A 13,052-nucleotide genomic window follows, 5' to 3' on the forward strand; every position below is an offset into this window, starting at 1 on the left:
CGGCTACCGCATCGAGACGGCCCTGGTGGGGCCGCGCATCGGGCCCGGCGAGACGGCGACGGAGCCGGTACGGGTGCTGCGCTGGACGCCCGGCGAGCGCAAGGTCCAGGTGAACGCCGACGGGCGTTCCTTCCTGACCGTGAACGAGAACTACAACGTCGGCTGGGAAGCGCGCATCGGCGGGAAGAAGCTGCGCGCGGTCCGCCTGGACGGATGGAAGCAGGGCTGGATCGTGCCCGCCGGCACCAGCGGCACGGCCGAGATGACCTTCCGCCCGGACCGCGCCCACCGGATCTCGGTCGTGGCCGGGCTGAACCTCCTGCTCCTGATGCTGCTCGTCGCGATCTGGCCCGGTGGCCGCAGGCGGGACCAGCGCCCTCGCACGCCCCTGGACACGGCCGCGAAGGGCTGGCCCGCCTGGGCCGCCATCACGCTCGCGGCGGCCCTCGGCCTCTGGATCGCCGGGCCGCCCGGCCTCGCCGCCACGGCGGGCACGGCCCTGATCTGCGGCTGGGCCGCCACGCGCCGGTCCCGGCTCCTCCAGGCGATCGCCTCACCCTGGATCGTCGCGATCCTCATGATCGCCGGAACGGGCTGCCTCGCCTTCGGCCTCTGGGCCAAGACGGTGGAGAACCCGGCGGCCCCGTCCGGAATGCTCGCCGACGTCGTCCCTCAGCTCATCGGCCTGGTCATTCTCGGCCGGGCGGCCGTTCAGCTGTGGCGGCCCCGCCGGGCTTCGCCGGCAGGTCGGGAAGGGTCGATCGAGCTGAACTGGGCGGGCCCGGACGCCCGTCCTCCGGGTCGCCGTCCGGCGGATCCTCCTGGACCGCCGGCCGTACCACCGGCAGATCCTTCCGGGTCTCCGCCGGCCGGTCCGGACGATCCGGCTCCGGTTTCCGAGCCGGCTCCGGCTCCGGTTCCGCCTTCCGAGCCGGTTCCGGCTCCGCCTGTTGTGTCGGCTTGGCCTCCGGCTCCGGCTGCGCCTTCCGGTCCGGCTGCGCCTTCCGGTCCGGCTTCGCCTTCGGCCGATCGCGGCGCGGACGAGCCAGACGCTGCGCCGGCCGCTCCACCAGGTAGTAGCTCGCCGTCGCCACTGCGATGGTCGCTGCCAGCAGAAGAGGAAGATCCGTCTTGACGCTTCCCTTGAACGCCCGGCCGGTCCAGTCGTACCAGCCGACGATGATGAGCATCTGCCACAGGAACACGCTGTAGGAGATCCGGCCCAGGAACCGCATCACCGGATTGCCCAGGATCGCGTTCATCACCGGATCGCCGCCGCCGGGAGCCAGCGCCACGGGCGCGACGAACGCGGCGGCGCACAGCCCGCTGACGACGACGTCCAGAATCGACGTCCAGGCCATGTCCATCGACCAGACGCCCAGGCCGAGCGGGCCGGTCACCGGAGTCGAGGCGATGACGTACAGCAGCGCCGCCCCCGCCCAGCACGCGCGCCATGACGCGGCGACCGTACGGCACAGGCGCGGTACCGGCCCGTACGGTTCCAGGCGGGCCCAGACCGTGATGACGGCCAGCGCCATCCCGATCGCGAACCAGGCGAAGAAGCGCGGCAGCCACAGCCCGATGTTCTGGTGGTACGGCGTCAGGAAGATGACGGCCGCGTAGACCATCGACAGCCCGGCATAGGCAGCGAGTCCCCTCAGCAGCCGCTTGGCCCGTACGCCGACGTCATTGGAAGAGGTGCGACGCGCGTACCAGGCCAGAACCGCCGCCGTGGCGGGCAGGGAGAGGTACCAGGCCGCTTCCACGGCCAGGCTCCAGGCCTGCCCGAGGTGCGGTGGCCCCAGGCTGCTGTCCCACCACGGCTCGGGAAGGTACGTGTGGGTCAGGGTGAGCAGCGAGCCCCACGAGATGGGGTCGGCGATGTGCCACAGGCCCGCGGTGAGCATGAAGCAGATGACCACGGCCCAGTAGGCGGGCAGGATACGGAAGGCGCGCTTGCGCAGGTACGTCCTGGTACTGGGCTTGGGGCGCCGCACGTCCAGGACGGCCGCCGCGAACGGCCGGTAGAGCAGCAGGCCGGAGAGCGTGAAGAAGATCGGCACCCCGATCTGGCCGCCGTTGTAGAGCCAGCCGTACTCCCGGTAGAGGCTGCCGGACGATCCGGCCACGTGGAAGACCAGCACCGCCAAGGCCGCGATGGCACGGATGCCGTCCAGCGCGTCCTGATGACCCGACACCGCCGGAAGGCCCGGTGCGGGCCGTGCGGTGGCCCGTACGGTGGTGGTGGACCCCCACTGGCCGTTGCTCATGGCAGCCGGCGTAGCACGAGGACCAGGTTCCAGGTGGCGACCTCCCGCAGCCCTGGGACGCGGACGATGCCCCCGGCCCAGCGCGGGAGGTAGCGCGGCATGGCGTTCAGCACCTGTACCTCCTCACAGGAACGGGCCCAGCTCAACGCCGCCGAGACCGAGACGGCGTGCAGGCTCTCGCCGAAGCGGTTCTTGGGCGGACGCCCGTGCGTGCGCTCGTAGCGCCGCGCCGCCCGGTCGCCACCCAGGTAGTGCCATGGGGACGTCTCGTGCCCGCCCCAGGGGGACAGCCAGTTCGTGAACGACAGGAAGACGATGCCCCCTGGCCGTGTCACCCGGACCATCTCCGTGGCCATCTTCCAGGGGTTCGGTACGTGTTCGAGGACGTTGGAGGAGAAGCACACGTCCGCGGAGCCCGTCCGGAAGGGCAACGCCAGAGCCGAAGCCACCAGCGTGTTCGCGGCCGGAACGCCGAGCGAGGACAGTTCGGCGGCGTCATGGTCGATGCCCACGCAGCGGGCCCCCGCCGCCTGGAGCTCGCGGGAGAAGAACCCGGTCCCGGTGCCCACATCGATGACGGCGGCACCGTCCAGTTCGGTGTACACGCCCAGCTGGGCGACCGTGTCACGTGCCATCAGCCGGTAGAAGGACTCCGGATCCGCCGTCTCCCTGCGGAACGCGCTGAACAGCCGTACGGAGCGCGCGAGCGTGGCCGACCGGTCGGACGGTGTGGGGCGGACCGAAGTCATGGCCACCTCGCGGGTGTCGGGGCTGGGTAGGCCGGATCTTACCGACCGGTAGAGAGCAGATGGGAGGTCTCGGCGTCCGGGACCGGATCCGGACCGGCGGCGGCGACCTTGCGCGGCAGCAGCGGGGCCAGTACGGCCGCGAGCGCGAACGCCCCGGCACTGAACAGCAGGGTCCGCGCACCCGCCCCGGCGAACCCGGCCGGGCCGCCGGAGAGCCCGCGCCCGCCGAAGAAGATCACCCCGGCCAGCGCGACCCCCATCGCGTTGCCGAGCTGGATCACCGAGTTGAGCACGCCGGAGGCGGCCCCGGCATCGGCCGCCGGGAGATCGCCCAGCACCAGGTTGGACAGGATCGGGATCGTCAGCCCCATCCCGATCCCCGCCGCGAACAGCCACGGCGCGATCTGGACGGCCGTCACGAACTCGGCGTGCCGGGCCACCGTCCAGGCCAGCCCGGCGGTCCCCGCCGCCATGACCGGCGTGCCCGCCGCGACCAGGGCACGCGCCCTCGGCTGCCCGAACCGGTTGGTGAGCTGGGCCGTACAGGCGATCCCGGCCGGCCAGGCCAGCCCGGTCAGCGCCACCCGCAGCGGCGACCAGCCGAGCCCGAACTGCAGCGTCCAGGTCAGCACGATGAAGTAGGCCGAGACCCCGCAGAACAGGACGAACAGCAGCGCGTTCCCGGCGGCGAACGAGCGGCGCCGGAACAGCCCGGCGGGCACCAGCACGGACCGTCCCTCGCGCTCGCGGCGGCGCTGGTTGCGGACGAAGACGTACAGGACCACGCCCGCCGAGGCCATCGACGCGGCCGTCCAGGGCGGCCAGCCCTGCTCGCGGCCCTGCACGAGGGGATAGGCCAGCAGCAGGGAGGCCACCGAGATCAGCAGCATCCCCGGAACGTCCAGCCGCAGCGGCCGGTCGGCCCGGGACTCGTTCATCCAGCGCATCGCGCCCGCGAGCGCGATCGCCCCGACCGGCAGGTTGACCAGGAAGATCCACCGCCAGCCGAGCCCGCCCCCGTTCAGCAGCCCGCCCAGCAGCGGCCCGCTGACCTGCCCGACGCCCAGCACCACCCCGTACAGGCTGATCGCCAGCGTGCGCTCCCGGCCGGACCGGAACTCGGTGGCGATCATCGACATCACCTGCGGCACCATCACGCCGCCGAACGCGCCCTGCGCCACCCGCGCCGCCACCAGCATCCCGGGCGAGGGGGCCACCGCCGCCAGCGCCGAGACCACCGTGAACCCGGCCACCCCGATCACGAACACCCGGCGCCGCCCGTGGATGTCGCCGAGCCGGCCGCCGGTGACCAGCAGCAGCGCGAAGGCCAGCGTGTACCCGGCGGTGAACCACTGGCCGGCCGCGTACGAGGCGCCCAGATCGGTCTGGATCTCGCGCAGCGCGACCCCCACGATCGTGACGTCCACCAGATCCATGAACGTCGCCAGCAGCACCGCGAGCAGCGCGAGCCAGCGGGCCCGCGGCGTACCGCCGGTGCGTGCCATAGGGGCCTTCCCGAGATGTCGGTCGTACCGCAGGTCGCCGGTCTTGTCGGACGTCCTATTGGACGGGCGATTTGAGAGGTCCTGTAGGGTAACGCGCACATGCCGAGCACGGCCTCCTGGCCGGTGGAACCAGCGGCGTCCTCCGGAGGTGTTCATGCGGCGACCGGTCGGATTGATCCTGATCTGCCTGGGCGCTTTCTGTCTCACTCTCGCGCCCCTCGTGCGGTTCTACGTGGCCGGCCAGGTCGTCAAGGCGCCACTGAACCGCTACCAGGTCACCCGCCTCGAGGCCAAGAACGCCACCTACTTCGACACCGCCACGCTCAAGACCAAGACGGGCGCCACGCTGCAGGCGAGCAACACCGTGCGCGGTGACGTCCGGGCCAACGGCGGCAACGACCGGATCGCGGTCTGGGACTCCTCCACCAACATCGTCGACACGGCGAACCCGGACAAGCCCATCCAGCTCCAGGGCTACCGGATCGCCTTCGACCGGCGGACGTCCCTGCTGACCAACTGCTGCGGCGTCAACGTCGACGGCGACACCCAGGTGAAGATGTCGGGATACGGCCTGCTGTTCCCGCTGGCGAACGTGCACAAGCGGGACTACGACTTCTTCGACATGACCACCAAGCAGTCCGTCCCGATGCGCTACTCCGGCGAGGAGAAGGTCCGGGGCCTGACGGCGTACCGCTTCGTCCAGCAGGTCCCCAACAGCAAGACCGCCGCCCTGGACACCAAGCTGCCGGCCAAGCTGCTGGGCCTGAAGGCGTCGGCGCCCGACCAGAAGGTGGACCGCTACTCCCAGGCGACCATCACGATGTGGGTCGACCCCCGTACCGGCATCCCGGTCAAGCACCGCCAGCAGATCCACAGCACCGTCCAGACCGCGGACGGCAAGGGCAAGATGGTCGTCGCCTCGGCCGACCTCAACACCGAAGCCGGCTCGATCAAGGGCCTGGTGGACATGGCGAACAGCAACGCCTTCAAGATCAACGCGGTCCGGCTGCACATCCCCCTCGGCACCGTCCTGGCCGGGCTGATCATGCTGCTGGTGGGCGCGTTCACCGGCCTGTCCGGCGGCGGGCGTCCCAGGACCCCGCCGGCCCCGCGCCGTTCCGACGGCAAGTTCGGTGCCCCCGCCCCGGCCCGCCGCGACTGACACCCGCCGCGACCTGACGCCCGCCGCGACCGCCCGCCGGTCCGCCGCTGCTGCCTGCCGGCACATCTAGTACCTGTTCTAACGAGATTTCGCATGTCCCACACCCGTTCCAATTTCCTAACTAGAACCTGTTGCAGTTTCGTGGGGCGGCGCCTAGTGTCGAGGCGTGCGGACAAGAGTCACCGAACTATTCGGCATCGAGTACCCGATCTTCGCGTTCAGTCACTGCCGCGACGTGGTCGCGGCCGTGAGCCGCGCCGGCGGCATGGGCGTCCTCGGCGCCCTGAACTTCACCCCCGAGGAGCTCGAACTCGAGCTCAAATGGATCGACGAGAACGTCGGCGGCAAGCCCTACGGCGTCGACGTCGTCATGCCCGCCAAGTACGAGGGAGCCGACGCCGGTGATGCCGGCGAGCTGCTGTCCCGGCTGCAGGGCATGATCCCCGACGGGCACAAGGAGTTCCTCGAGAACCTGCTCGCCGAGCACGGCGTCGAGCCGCTCAACGACGCGGGCGCCGGCAAGGCCCTGCTCGGCTGGACCGACGTCACCGCCCGCCCGCAGGTCGAGGTCGCGCTCCGGCACCCGATCGCCCTGCTGGCCAACGCGCTCGGCCCGCCCCCGGCCGACGTCGTCGAGGAGGCCCACCGGCACGGCGTCAAGGTCGCCGGCCTGGCCTCCAACGCCCGGCACGCCCGCAAGCAGGTCGAGGTCGGCGTCGACATCATCGTCGCCCAGGGCACCGAGGCCGGCGGTCACACCGGCGACGTCTCCACGATGGTCCTGATCCCCGAAGTGGTCGACGCGGTCGGCGAGGACACCATGGTCCTGGCCGCCGGCGGCATCGGCCGCGGCAAGCAGATGGCCGCCGGCATGGCCCTCGGCGCCGACGGCGTCTGGACCGGCTCCATCTGGCTCACCGTGGACGAGGCCGACACCTCCGAGAAGGTCCGCGAGAAGATGCTCGCGGCCACCTCCCGCGACACCGTCCGCTCCCGCGCCTGGACCGGCAAGCCCGCCCGCTTCCTCAAGACCGCTTGGACCGAGGCCTGGGAGAGCGAGAACTCGCCCGGCACGCTCCCGATGCCGATGCAGTTCATGCTGATCTCCAGCGCCCTGCCCCGGATCCAGCGCTCCGGCGACGGCGAGCTGGTCACCTTCCCGGTCGGCCAGATCGTCGGCTCCATGAACCAGGTCAAGCCCGCCGCCCAGGTCGTCTACGACCTGATCGAGGAGTACGTCGAATCCCTGGAACGCCTGAACACCATCACCGAAGCAGAATAGTTGTGGGGGGCGACCCCCCACGCCCCCCGGAGGGGCGACTGCCCCCCTGCGCTCGCTGGCGCTCGCTTTGGGAGGCATTCGCCCCTTGCAGGGGGCTCCGCCCCCTGCACCCCCGCCAAGGGGCTTCGCCCCCTGGACCCCCGGAACGGTTCCGGGGGGCTTCCAGGGGTCAGGTCCAGCGGTTGGGGTTCAATTTGCGGTAGAGGGGGCGGCGGCGCCTGTGGGGCGGCTTGAAGTGGGTCCGGTCCGCGACGGCCATGATCGCCGTTGCGGCGGCCTCGCCCAGTTGCTGGGCGCTGACCGACGGGTGCACATCGCGTTCCGGACGGAAGCGCAGGTCGTCCACATCGCCTAGCACGGTGGCGCCGGTACGGTGCAGATCGTCGAGGTCTTCTTCGCTCCATCGCTGGACCAGCTCACTCGCGGCCTCCGGGACTCCGATCCGGGGGCCGCGCGGCTGTGCGCTCTCGGTCAGGATCCGTTCGCGTAGCGCCCGCGCCTCGAAGTCGTCCCAGCCCGCCGCCTCGATCGCCCGGTTGAGGTGCATCATCAGCTCCGTCTCCGGTAGTGAGAGTCCTGCGTGGGTGCGCCGTACTAGAAGGTTTTCTGGTGGTAGGTCCGTCTGGGCGCCGATGGTGTCGGCGAATCTGTGCCAGAGGAGGTCGGGTGGGGTGCCGGGGTTGATGATCACCGTGATCCGCCCGGCCACTCCGGTCCAGCGGCGGACCAGCCCGCCGAGCGCGAACGAGCGCCACAGATGCAGGTGCCGCTCCTCCTCGATCGCCCGGCCGCCACGGTCCCGCTGCTCGGCCAGCGACTCGAAGAACTGCCGCGCGCCCAGCGACCGGCCGTTGCGCACGTGCTGCTGCCAGAGCGAGGGCAGCGTCCGTCCCAGCGCCCTGGTCGTGATGACCACGTCCAGCTCGGCGGGGCGCAGCTCCTCGGCCAGCCGCTGGACGGCGGGAGCGCGGATCACCGACAGTGCCTCGGCGGACAGGAGTACCGTCCCCGGCCAGTCCCGTACGCGTTCGGACAGCCGCGCCCATTTGCGCTGCTCGGCTTCGGCGCGCTCGGCCGAGACCCACGGGAACTCGGTGCCGAGCAGGCCGTACGCCGCCCGCTCGTGGTTCTCGATCGCGTCCGGCAGGATCTCGCGCAGCGACGGCGGGAAGAGGATCCCCGCCTTGGCGGCGAGCCCGTCCGTACAGCTCCCCAGGATTTCCTGCAGGTACGTCGTTCCTGATTTCTGCTGACCGATATGCAGGATCACCTTGGTCGCCATACGCCCCCCGAACTCTCTACCAGCCCTAACGGCGGAGAGTAACCGCCCGGACCCACCGGATCGGCGGTGAGTCCGGGTGGTTAACGGAACGTTGGGGGGACGTTCATCCCCGTCAGGACACCCGGGTCATCGTGGAGTCGTAACCGCCACCGCCCGGGTAGACCCAGGCACCGTCCAGGGGCCTCGTTCATGATCGCTCCTCTCGCGTCGGCCGCCCTATGACGGCGCGGCCGGCGAAAAGGAATCGGTGACCGTGCTGATCGATTCAGAAGCGGGTCAGCCAGGACAGGACGCGGGCCAGCACGTAGTAGACCCCGGCGGCGATCGCCCAGTTCACGTAGAGCTGGCGTTCGGGGTCGGTCTGGGTGAAGGCGTCCTGGAACGGGGTCGCCAGCCAGCGTCCCGCGTCCAGGGTCGCGTCGACCAGGGTGTTGCCGGGATTGGCGTCGCCCCAGACGAGCAGCATGCCCAGGCCCAGGACGATCACTGCGGCCCAGCCCGCGGCCATGATCGTCATGCTGACCGGGTTGGGGCGGCTGCGGCGCCACCGGGAGGGCTTCCGCTCGACCACGGTCGCCGGACCGGCGGTGCCCTCCGGGCTCGTGCGCTTGCGTCGCCGGAGTAGGGATACGGCCATTGCTGTCACGCTCCTTCCGCGCAGGGAGCCTGCCTCGGACCGAGCGTGGGAAACGGTGGGCGTGTTTCCGGACATCCCATAAGGGGCGCCGGCTTCAGAGCCTGGCGGGCAGTCCGAACAGGTCGAAGGTGTGCGCGTCGAAGGTGGTGATCTCGGCGATCCCGCCGTCCACCCGGAGGACGTCGATGTTCACCGGTGTGAAGGTCTCCCCGTTCTGGCGCACGTAGTTGGCCACCGCCGGCTGCCGGTTGGCCCAGATCGGCAGCGAGCGCCACTCGCCCCACGCCGCTTCGCCTTCGATCACCGGCGTCCACAGCTCCAGGATCGCCTCGCGGCCCTCGTACACCAGGCCGTGCGGCGGCATCGTCTGCCGGGCGTCCTCCCTGAGGAGCTCCGTCAGTGCGGACAGGTCAGAGCGTTCGCTGGCCTCCACGTACCGGCGGAGAACCTCGCGCTCCTCAAGGCCTGCTCGTGCGGTCCATTCCGACCGCTTCTCCGGGAGGTTCTCGCGCAGCGTCCCGCGTCCACGCTGCAGGGCGCTCTTGACGGACGCGACGCTCATCTCGAGCATCTCCGCCGTCTGAGGGGCCGGCCAGCCCAGGACGTCCCGCATGATGAGCACGGCCCGCTGCCTCGGCGGCAGATGCTGGATCGCGGCCAGGAACGCCAGCTCGATCGTCTCCCGTTCCACGACCGTCGCGCCCGGCTCGTCCAGGAACCGGTCGGGGAACGGCTCCAGCCACGAGATCTCCGCCATCGGCGCCGGAGCCGCCGCCATCTCCCGGGTACGGGACGGGCTCGCGAGGGCGTCCAGGCAGGCGTTGGTCGCGATGCGGTACAGCCACGCCCGGAACGTCGACCGCCCCTCGAAGCTCTCCCGCTTCCGCCAGGCCCGCAGCAGCGTCTCCTGGACGAGGTCCTCGGCATCGGTGAACGACCCGAGCATCCGGTAGCAGTGCACGCGGAGCTCATGCCGGTGCCGCTCGGCCATCTCCGCGAATTCGCCCTCGTCCACAGCGCCACATCGTACGGACCGGCTACGACAGGGCCATCCGTTCGGTGCCAGGTCCGGACAGGCTGGAAAGTCCCGTGGTCCGCCCGGACGCCAGCAGGAGCAGGTCGGCGGTCGTTCCGCGGATCTCGTCCGGGCCCTCACCCGCCGACCAGTCCAGGTCGGTGGCGACCAGCGTGATGCCCTTCAGGCGCTTCCGGGCGCCGTAGAAGGCGCTGGCACGGACGTGTTCGATGGCCGCGATCGTCGGCTCCGGAGGCATCTCGCGTGCGCGCCCCAAGGGTCGCGCGATGTCCTGCCCGTGCACCAGCGCGTCGACGAGCGGGTCCAGGGCGGCGGCGAACGGAGCCCGCTTGGCGGAGCCGGCCGTCTCGCGGATCTGCGCGATGAGATCCGCCGGCTCGAATTCGGCCGCGCGCTTGCGGGCCTGGTCGGCCATCATCCGGTTCCAGTCGCCACGGGCCCGGACGATGCCCTTGATCATGCCGGGCAGCGTGTCGCGGGTGGACATGGTCAGGTGGGCGGCCACGTCGCGTACCGTCCAGCCGGAGCACAGCGAGTCCACCCGCCACTCGTGCTCGTCGAGGTCTTCGAGGAGGTCGGCGAAGCTGAGCCGTTCGGCCTTCGTCCAGGCGAGGATCTTGTCGTTGTCCATGTTCGGCCCCTTCTCAGTCAGGTGGTGGCCGTACCGTCTTGGACGGTCTTCAGCCTGCGGCGCAGGTGGGCGCGCTCGGGTTCGGTACCGGCCAGGCCGAGCGCCTCCCGGTAGGCGGCCGCGGCCTCGGCGGGCCGGCCGAGCCGCTGCAGCAGGTCCGCCCGCGCGGTCGGATAGGGATGGTGGCCGCGCAGCCGCGGCTCGCCGGCCAGCCCGTCCAGCAGTTTCAGGCCCGCCTCGGGGCCGTCGCGCATCGCCACGGCGGCGGCCCGGTTCAGCGCGACGATGGGGGACGGGATGAGCGTGAGCAGCACGTCGTAGAGCGCCACGATCTGCGGCCAGTCGGTACTCGCGACGTCCTCGGCCTCGTCGTGCAGCGCGGCGATCGCGGCCTGGACCCCGTACGGGCCGGGCCCGCCACCGGTCAGCGCGACGATCACCAGCCCCCGGCCCTCCTCGATCATCGCGCGGTCCCAGCGCCCGCGGTCCTGGTCCTCGAGCAGGATGAGCTCCCCACCGGGACCGGTACGGGCGTCCCGCCGCGCGTGGATCAGGAGCATCAGCCCGAGCAGCCCCGCGACCTCCCGCTCGTCCGGCAGCAGCCGGCGCAGGATCCGCGCCAGCCGGACCGCCTCCTCCGCCAGGTCGAGCCGCTGCAGATCCGGGCCCGCACTGGCCGCGTACCCCTCGGTGAAGATCGAGTAGAGCACCTGGAGCACTCCGGGCAGCCGTCCCGGCAGCTCGTCCGCACCGGGCACCCGGAACGGGATGCGCGCCTGGCTGATCTTCTTCTTCGCCCGCACGATCCGCTTGGCCATCGTCGCCGGCGGGACGAGGAAGGCGCGGGCGACCTCGGGCGTCTCCAGCCCGCCGAGGCACCGCAGGGTCAGCGCCACCCGGTCCTCGGCCGGAAGGGCCGGATGGGCGCAGGTGAAGAACAGCTCCAGCCGGTCGTCGGGCAGGTCCCGTCCCGCGTCCGGGGGCGGGGCGGAATCGGCCCGTTCCGCCTCCACCCGCAGGACGGCCAGCCGCTCGGCGTAGGTCCTGTCCCGCCGCAGCCGGTCGACGGCCTTGCGCCGGGCCGTGGTCATCAGCCAGGCCCCGGGCTTCGGTGGGACCCCGTCCACCGGCCAGCGCACCAGCGCCGCCTCCATCGCCTCGGAGGTGACCTCCTCGGCCAGATCGAGATCACCGAAGCGGCGGACGAGGGACGCCAGCAGCCGGCCCCGCTCCTCGCGGAACATCGCCTCCACGGTCGGCCCCGCGGTCCGCTCGTCCATCGCCGTCAGGCCCCGAAGTCCGCGATCGGCCGTACGACGATCGAGCCGCCGTCAAGGGCGCCGGGGCAGCGGGCGGCCCAGTCGAGCGCGACGTCCAGGTCCGGAACGTCGATCACGTAGTAGCCGCCGAGCACCTCGTGCGTCTCGGCGAACGGCCCGTCCGTGATGATGGTGCGCTCACCGTCCGCGCCGACCTGGATCGTCGTGGCGGTGGTCAGGTCCGCCAGCGAGTGCGAGTCGACCACGATCCCCGCCCCCTGCACCTCCTGGTCGTACTTCATCCAGTCCTCGGGGGTGCACGTGGCGTCCTCGATGTTCGCCGGGCTGTGGATCAGCAGCATGTACTTCATGATCGTCTCCTGTCGCGGTGTGGTGCGTCCGGCGTGATCCGCCGTACGACATCACTACGAACAGGGTGCCGCCTAAAAGACATCCGGACGCCACTCGGTTTCCGACCTGGCCGAATCTTCGCTAGCGGACCGTAGTCGGACGCTAGGGTCGATACCCGGTGTGTCGGTCCGATCACTGTGAGGTGCTCAATGTCAGCGACCGCTCGTAGCCTGCCCTACGCCCCCGAGGCCGACCAGGTCCCTATGCTGGAGGCGCAGCAAGAGGGGATGTGGCATGGCCGCTGACATGGAGCATGATCCGCGGTGCGTTGAGGAGCAGCGGCTTCTGAACGGCTTCCTGGAACTGGACACGCCGGAGGGTTATCGCGCGGAGTTCATCGAGGGAGAGATCGTCGTGTCGCCACCCCCGTTCGCCAAGCACGAGAAGATCGTGGCTCGCATCATCATGCAGGTCAGGGATCACGCCGCGACCATCGACTTCGCCGGTCAGGTGGGCCTGCGACTGGACCGGGGGGAGCGGTGCACGAAGAACCTCCTCATCCCGGACACGGTGTTCGCCCCTCTCGAGTTCGACGTGTTCGAGGTCGAAGACCCGTGGATCCCCCCACACGACCTGCTGATGGTGGTGGAGGTGACCTCCGGCAAGCCGGAGCGTGATCGAGGGGTGAAGCGGCACTGCTACGCCAAGGCCGGCATTCCGCTCTACCTGCTGGTCGACCGCTCGGAGCAGACGGTGACGCTGTTCAACGAGCCCGATCAGGCGGCCGAGGACTATCGCGAGGATGTACGCGTCGGCTTTGGGAAGCCGGTCGAGCTGCCCGAGCCGTTCTCCTTCACCCTCGACACGGGCGAGTTCGCCTGAGCCCGT

Annotated in this window: 12 protein-coding genes; 3 read left to right on the top strand and 9 right to left on the bottom strand. The window is 70.9% G+C overall.

The genetic code is table 11. The annotated features are described in order from the left end of the window. Nucleotides 1-689 precede the first annotated feature (689 nt). From ACH34Q_RS25720 to ACH34Q_RS25730, 3 genes are read right to left on the bottom strand one after another with little or no spacing between them, the layout of a single operon-like run. Nucleotides 690-2,270 carry an acyltransferase family protein gene (locus ACH34Q_RS25720; RefSeq protein ID WP_395985618.1) on the bottom strand — a complete coding sequence of 527 codons (1,581 nt, stop codon included), beginning with the start codon at nucleotides 2,268-2,270 and terminating at the stop codon, nucleotides 690-692. Further along, nucleotides 2,267-3,019: a class I SAM-dependent methyltransferase gene (locus ACH34Q_RS25725; protein ID WP_395985619.1), complete on the bottom strand. Its 753-nt coding sequence runs from the start codon at nucleotides 3,017-3,019 to the stop codon at nucleotides 2,267-2,269. Before ACH34Q_RS25725 ends, ACH34Q_RS25720 begins: the two co-directional genes overlap by 4 nt. Before the next feature lie 38 nt (nucleotides 3,020-3,057). Continuing rightward, nucleotides 3,058-4,524 carry an MFS transporter gene (locus ACH34Q_RS25730; protein ID WP_395985620.1) on the bottom strand — a complete coding sequence of 489 codons (1,467 nt, stop codon included), beginning with the start codon at nucleotides 4,522-4,524 and terminating at the stop codon, nucleotides 3,058-3,060. A gap of 154 nt (nucleotides 4,525-4,678) precedes the next feature. Between ACH34Q_RS25730 and ACH34Q_RS25735 the strand changes: the two genes are divergently transcribed. Continuing rightward, entirely contained in the window at nucleotides 4,679-5,686 is a 1,008-nt protein-coding gene (locus ACH34Q_RS25735; protein WP_395985621.1) for a DUF3068 domain-containing protein, read from the top strand. Between the two features lie 166 nt (nucleotides 5,687-5,852). Further along, nucleotides 5,853-6,968: an NAD(P)H-dependent flavin oxidoreductase gene (locus ACH34Q_RS25740; RefSeq protein WP_395985622.1), complete on the top strand. Its 1,116-nt coding sequence runs from the start codon at nucleotides 5,853-5,855 to the stop codon at nucleotides 6,966-6,968. A 169-nt stretch (nucleotides 6,969-7,137) separates the two neighbouring features. Here the strand turns inward: ACH34Q_RS25740 and ACH34Q_RS25745 are convergent, their stop codons facing one another. From ACH34Q_RS25745 to ACH34Q_RS25770, 6 genes are all read right to left on the bottom strand, one after another. Then, nucleotides 7,138-8,250 carry a hypothetical protein gene (locus tag ACH34Q_RS25745; protein WP_395985623.1) on the bottom strand — a complete coding sequence of 371 codons (1,113 nt, stop codon included), beginning with the start codon at nucleotides 8,248-8,250 and terminating at the stop codon, nucleotides 7,138-7,140. Nucleotides 8,251-8,515: 265 nt separating this feature from the next. Then, nucleotides 8,516-8,887 carry a hypothetical protein gene (locus ACH34Q_RS25750; protein WP_395985624.1) on the bottom strand — a complete coding sequence of 124 codons (372 nt, stop codon included), beginning with the start codon at nucleotides 8,885-8,887 and terminating at the stop codon, nucleotides 8,516-8,518. A gap of 94 nt (nucleotides 8,888-8,981) precedes the next feature. Beyond that, entirely contained in the window at nucleotides 8,982-9,902 is a 921-nt protein-coding gene (locus ACH34Q_RS25755; RefSeq protein WP_395985625.1) for an RNA polymerase subunit sigma-70, read from the bottom strand. 22 nt (nucleotides 9,903-9,924) lie between these two features. Further along, complete coding sequence (locus ACH34Q_RS25760) at nucleotides 9,925-10,554, bottom strand: maleylpyruvate isomerase family mycothiol-dependent enzyme (RefSeq protein WP_395985626.1); 630 nt, start codon at nucleotides 10,552-10,554, stop codon at nucleotides 9,925-9,927. Nucleotides 10,555-10,571: 17 nt separating this feature from the next. After that, nucleotides 10,572-11,834 carry an RNA polymerase sigma factor gene (locus tag ACH34Q_RS25765; RefSeq protein ID WP_395985627.1) on the bottom strand — a complete coding sequence of 421 codons (1,263 nt, stop codon included), beginning with the start codon at nucleotides 11,832-11,834 and terminating at the stop codon, nucleotides 10,572-10,574. Between the two features lie 5 nt (nucleotides 11,835-11,839). Then, on the bottom strand, nucleotides 11,840-12,184 hold the full coding sequence (locus ACH34Q_RS25770; protein WP_395985628.1) for a YciI family protein: 345 nt from the start codon (nucleotides 12,182-12,184) through the stop codon (nucleotides 11,840-11,842). Between the two features lie 274 nt (nucleotides 12,185-12,458). On the opposite strand from ACH34Q_RS25770, the gene ACH34Q_RS25775 reads away from it, so the two are divergent. Continuing rightward, entirely contained in the window at nucleotides 12,459-13,046 is a 588-nt protein-coding gene (locus tag ACH34Q_RS25775; protein WP_395985629.1) for a Uma2 family endonuclease, read from the top strand. Nucleotides 13,047-13,052: the final 6 nt, after the last annotated feature.

The sequence above is a fragment of the Actinomadura sp. 9N407 genome (assembly GCF_044326315.1).
Taxonomy (GTDB): Bacteria; Actinomycetota; Actinomycetes; order Streptosporangiales; family Streptosporangiaceae; genus Spirillospora.

Excerpts from the sequence above, each read along its gene's own strand:
- ACH34Q_RS25775 (WP_395985629.1), top strand. The coding sequence starts at position 12,459 with ATGGCCGCTGACATGGAGCATGATCCGCGGTGCGTTGAGGAGCAGCGG.
- ACH34Q_RS25760 (WP_395985626.1), bottom strand. The coding sequence starts at position 10,554 with ATGGACAACGACAAGATCCTCGCCTGGACGAAGGCCGAACGGCTCAGC.
- ACH34Q_RS25770 (WP_395985628.1), bottom strand. The coding sequence starts at position 12,184 with ATGAAGTACATGCTGCTGATCCACAGCCCGGCGAACATCGAGGACGCC.
- ACH34Q_RS25765 (WP_395985627.1), bottom strand. The coding sequence starts at position 11,834 with ATGGACGAGCGGACCGCGGGGCCGACCGTGGAGGCGATGTTCCGCGAG.
- ACH34Q_RS25730 (WP_395985620.1), bottom strand. The coding sequence starts at position 4,524 with ATGGCACGCACCGGCGGTACGCCGCGGGCCCGCTGGCTCGCGCTGCTC.
- ACH34Q_RS25720 (WP_395985618.1), bottom strand. The coding sequence starts at position 2,270 with ATGAGCAACGGCCAGTGGGGGTCCACCACCACCGTACGGGCCACCGCA.
- ACH34Q_RS25735 (WP_395985621.1), top strand. The coding sequence starts at position 4,679 with ATGCGGCGACCGGTCGGATTGATCCTGATCTGCCTGGGCGCTTTCTGT.
- ACH34Q_RS25750 (WP_395985624.1), bottom strand. The coding sequence starts at position 8,887 with ATGGCCGTATCCCTACTCCGGCGACGCAAGCGCACGAGCCCGGAGGGC.
- ACH34Q_RS25725 (WP_395985619.1), bottom strand. The coding sequence starts at position 3,019 with ATGACTTCGGTCCGCCCCACACCGTCCGACCGGTCGGCCACGCTCGCG.
- ACH34Q_RS25745 (WP_395985623.1), bottom strand. The coding sequence starts at position 8,250 with ATGGCGACCAAGGTGATCCTGCATATCGGTCAGCAGAAATCAGGAACG.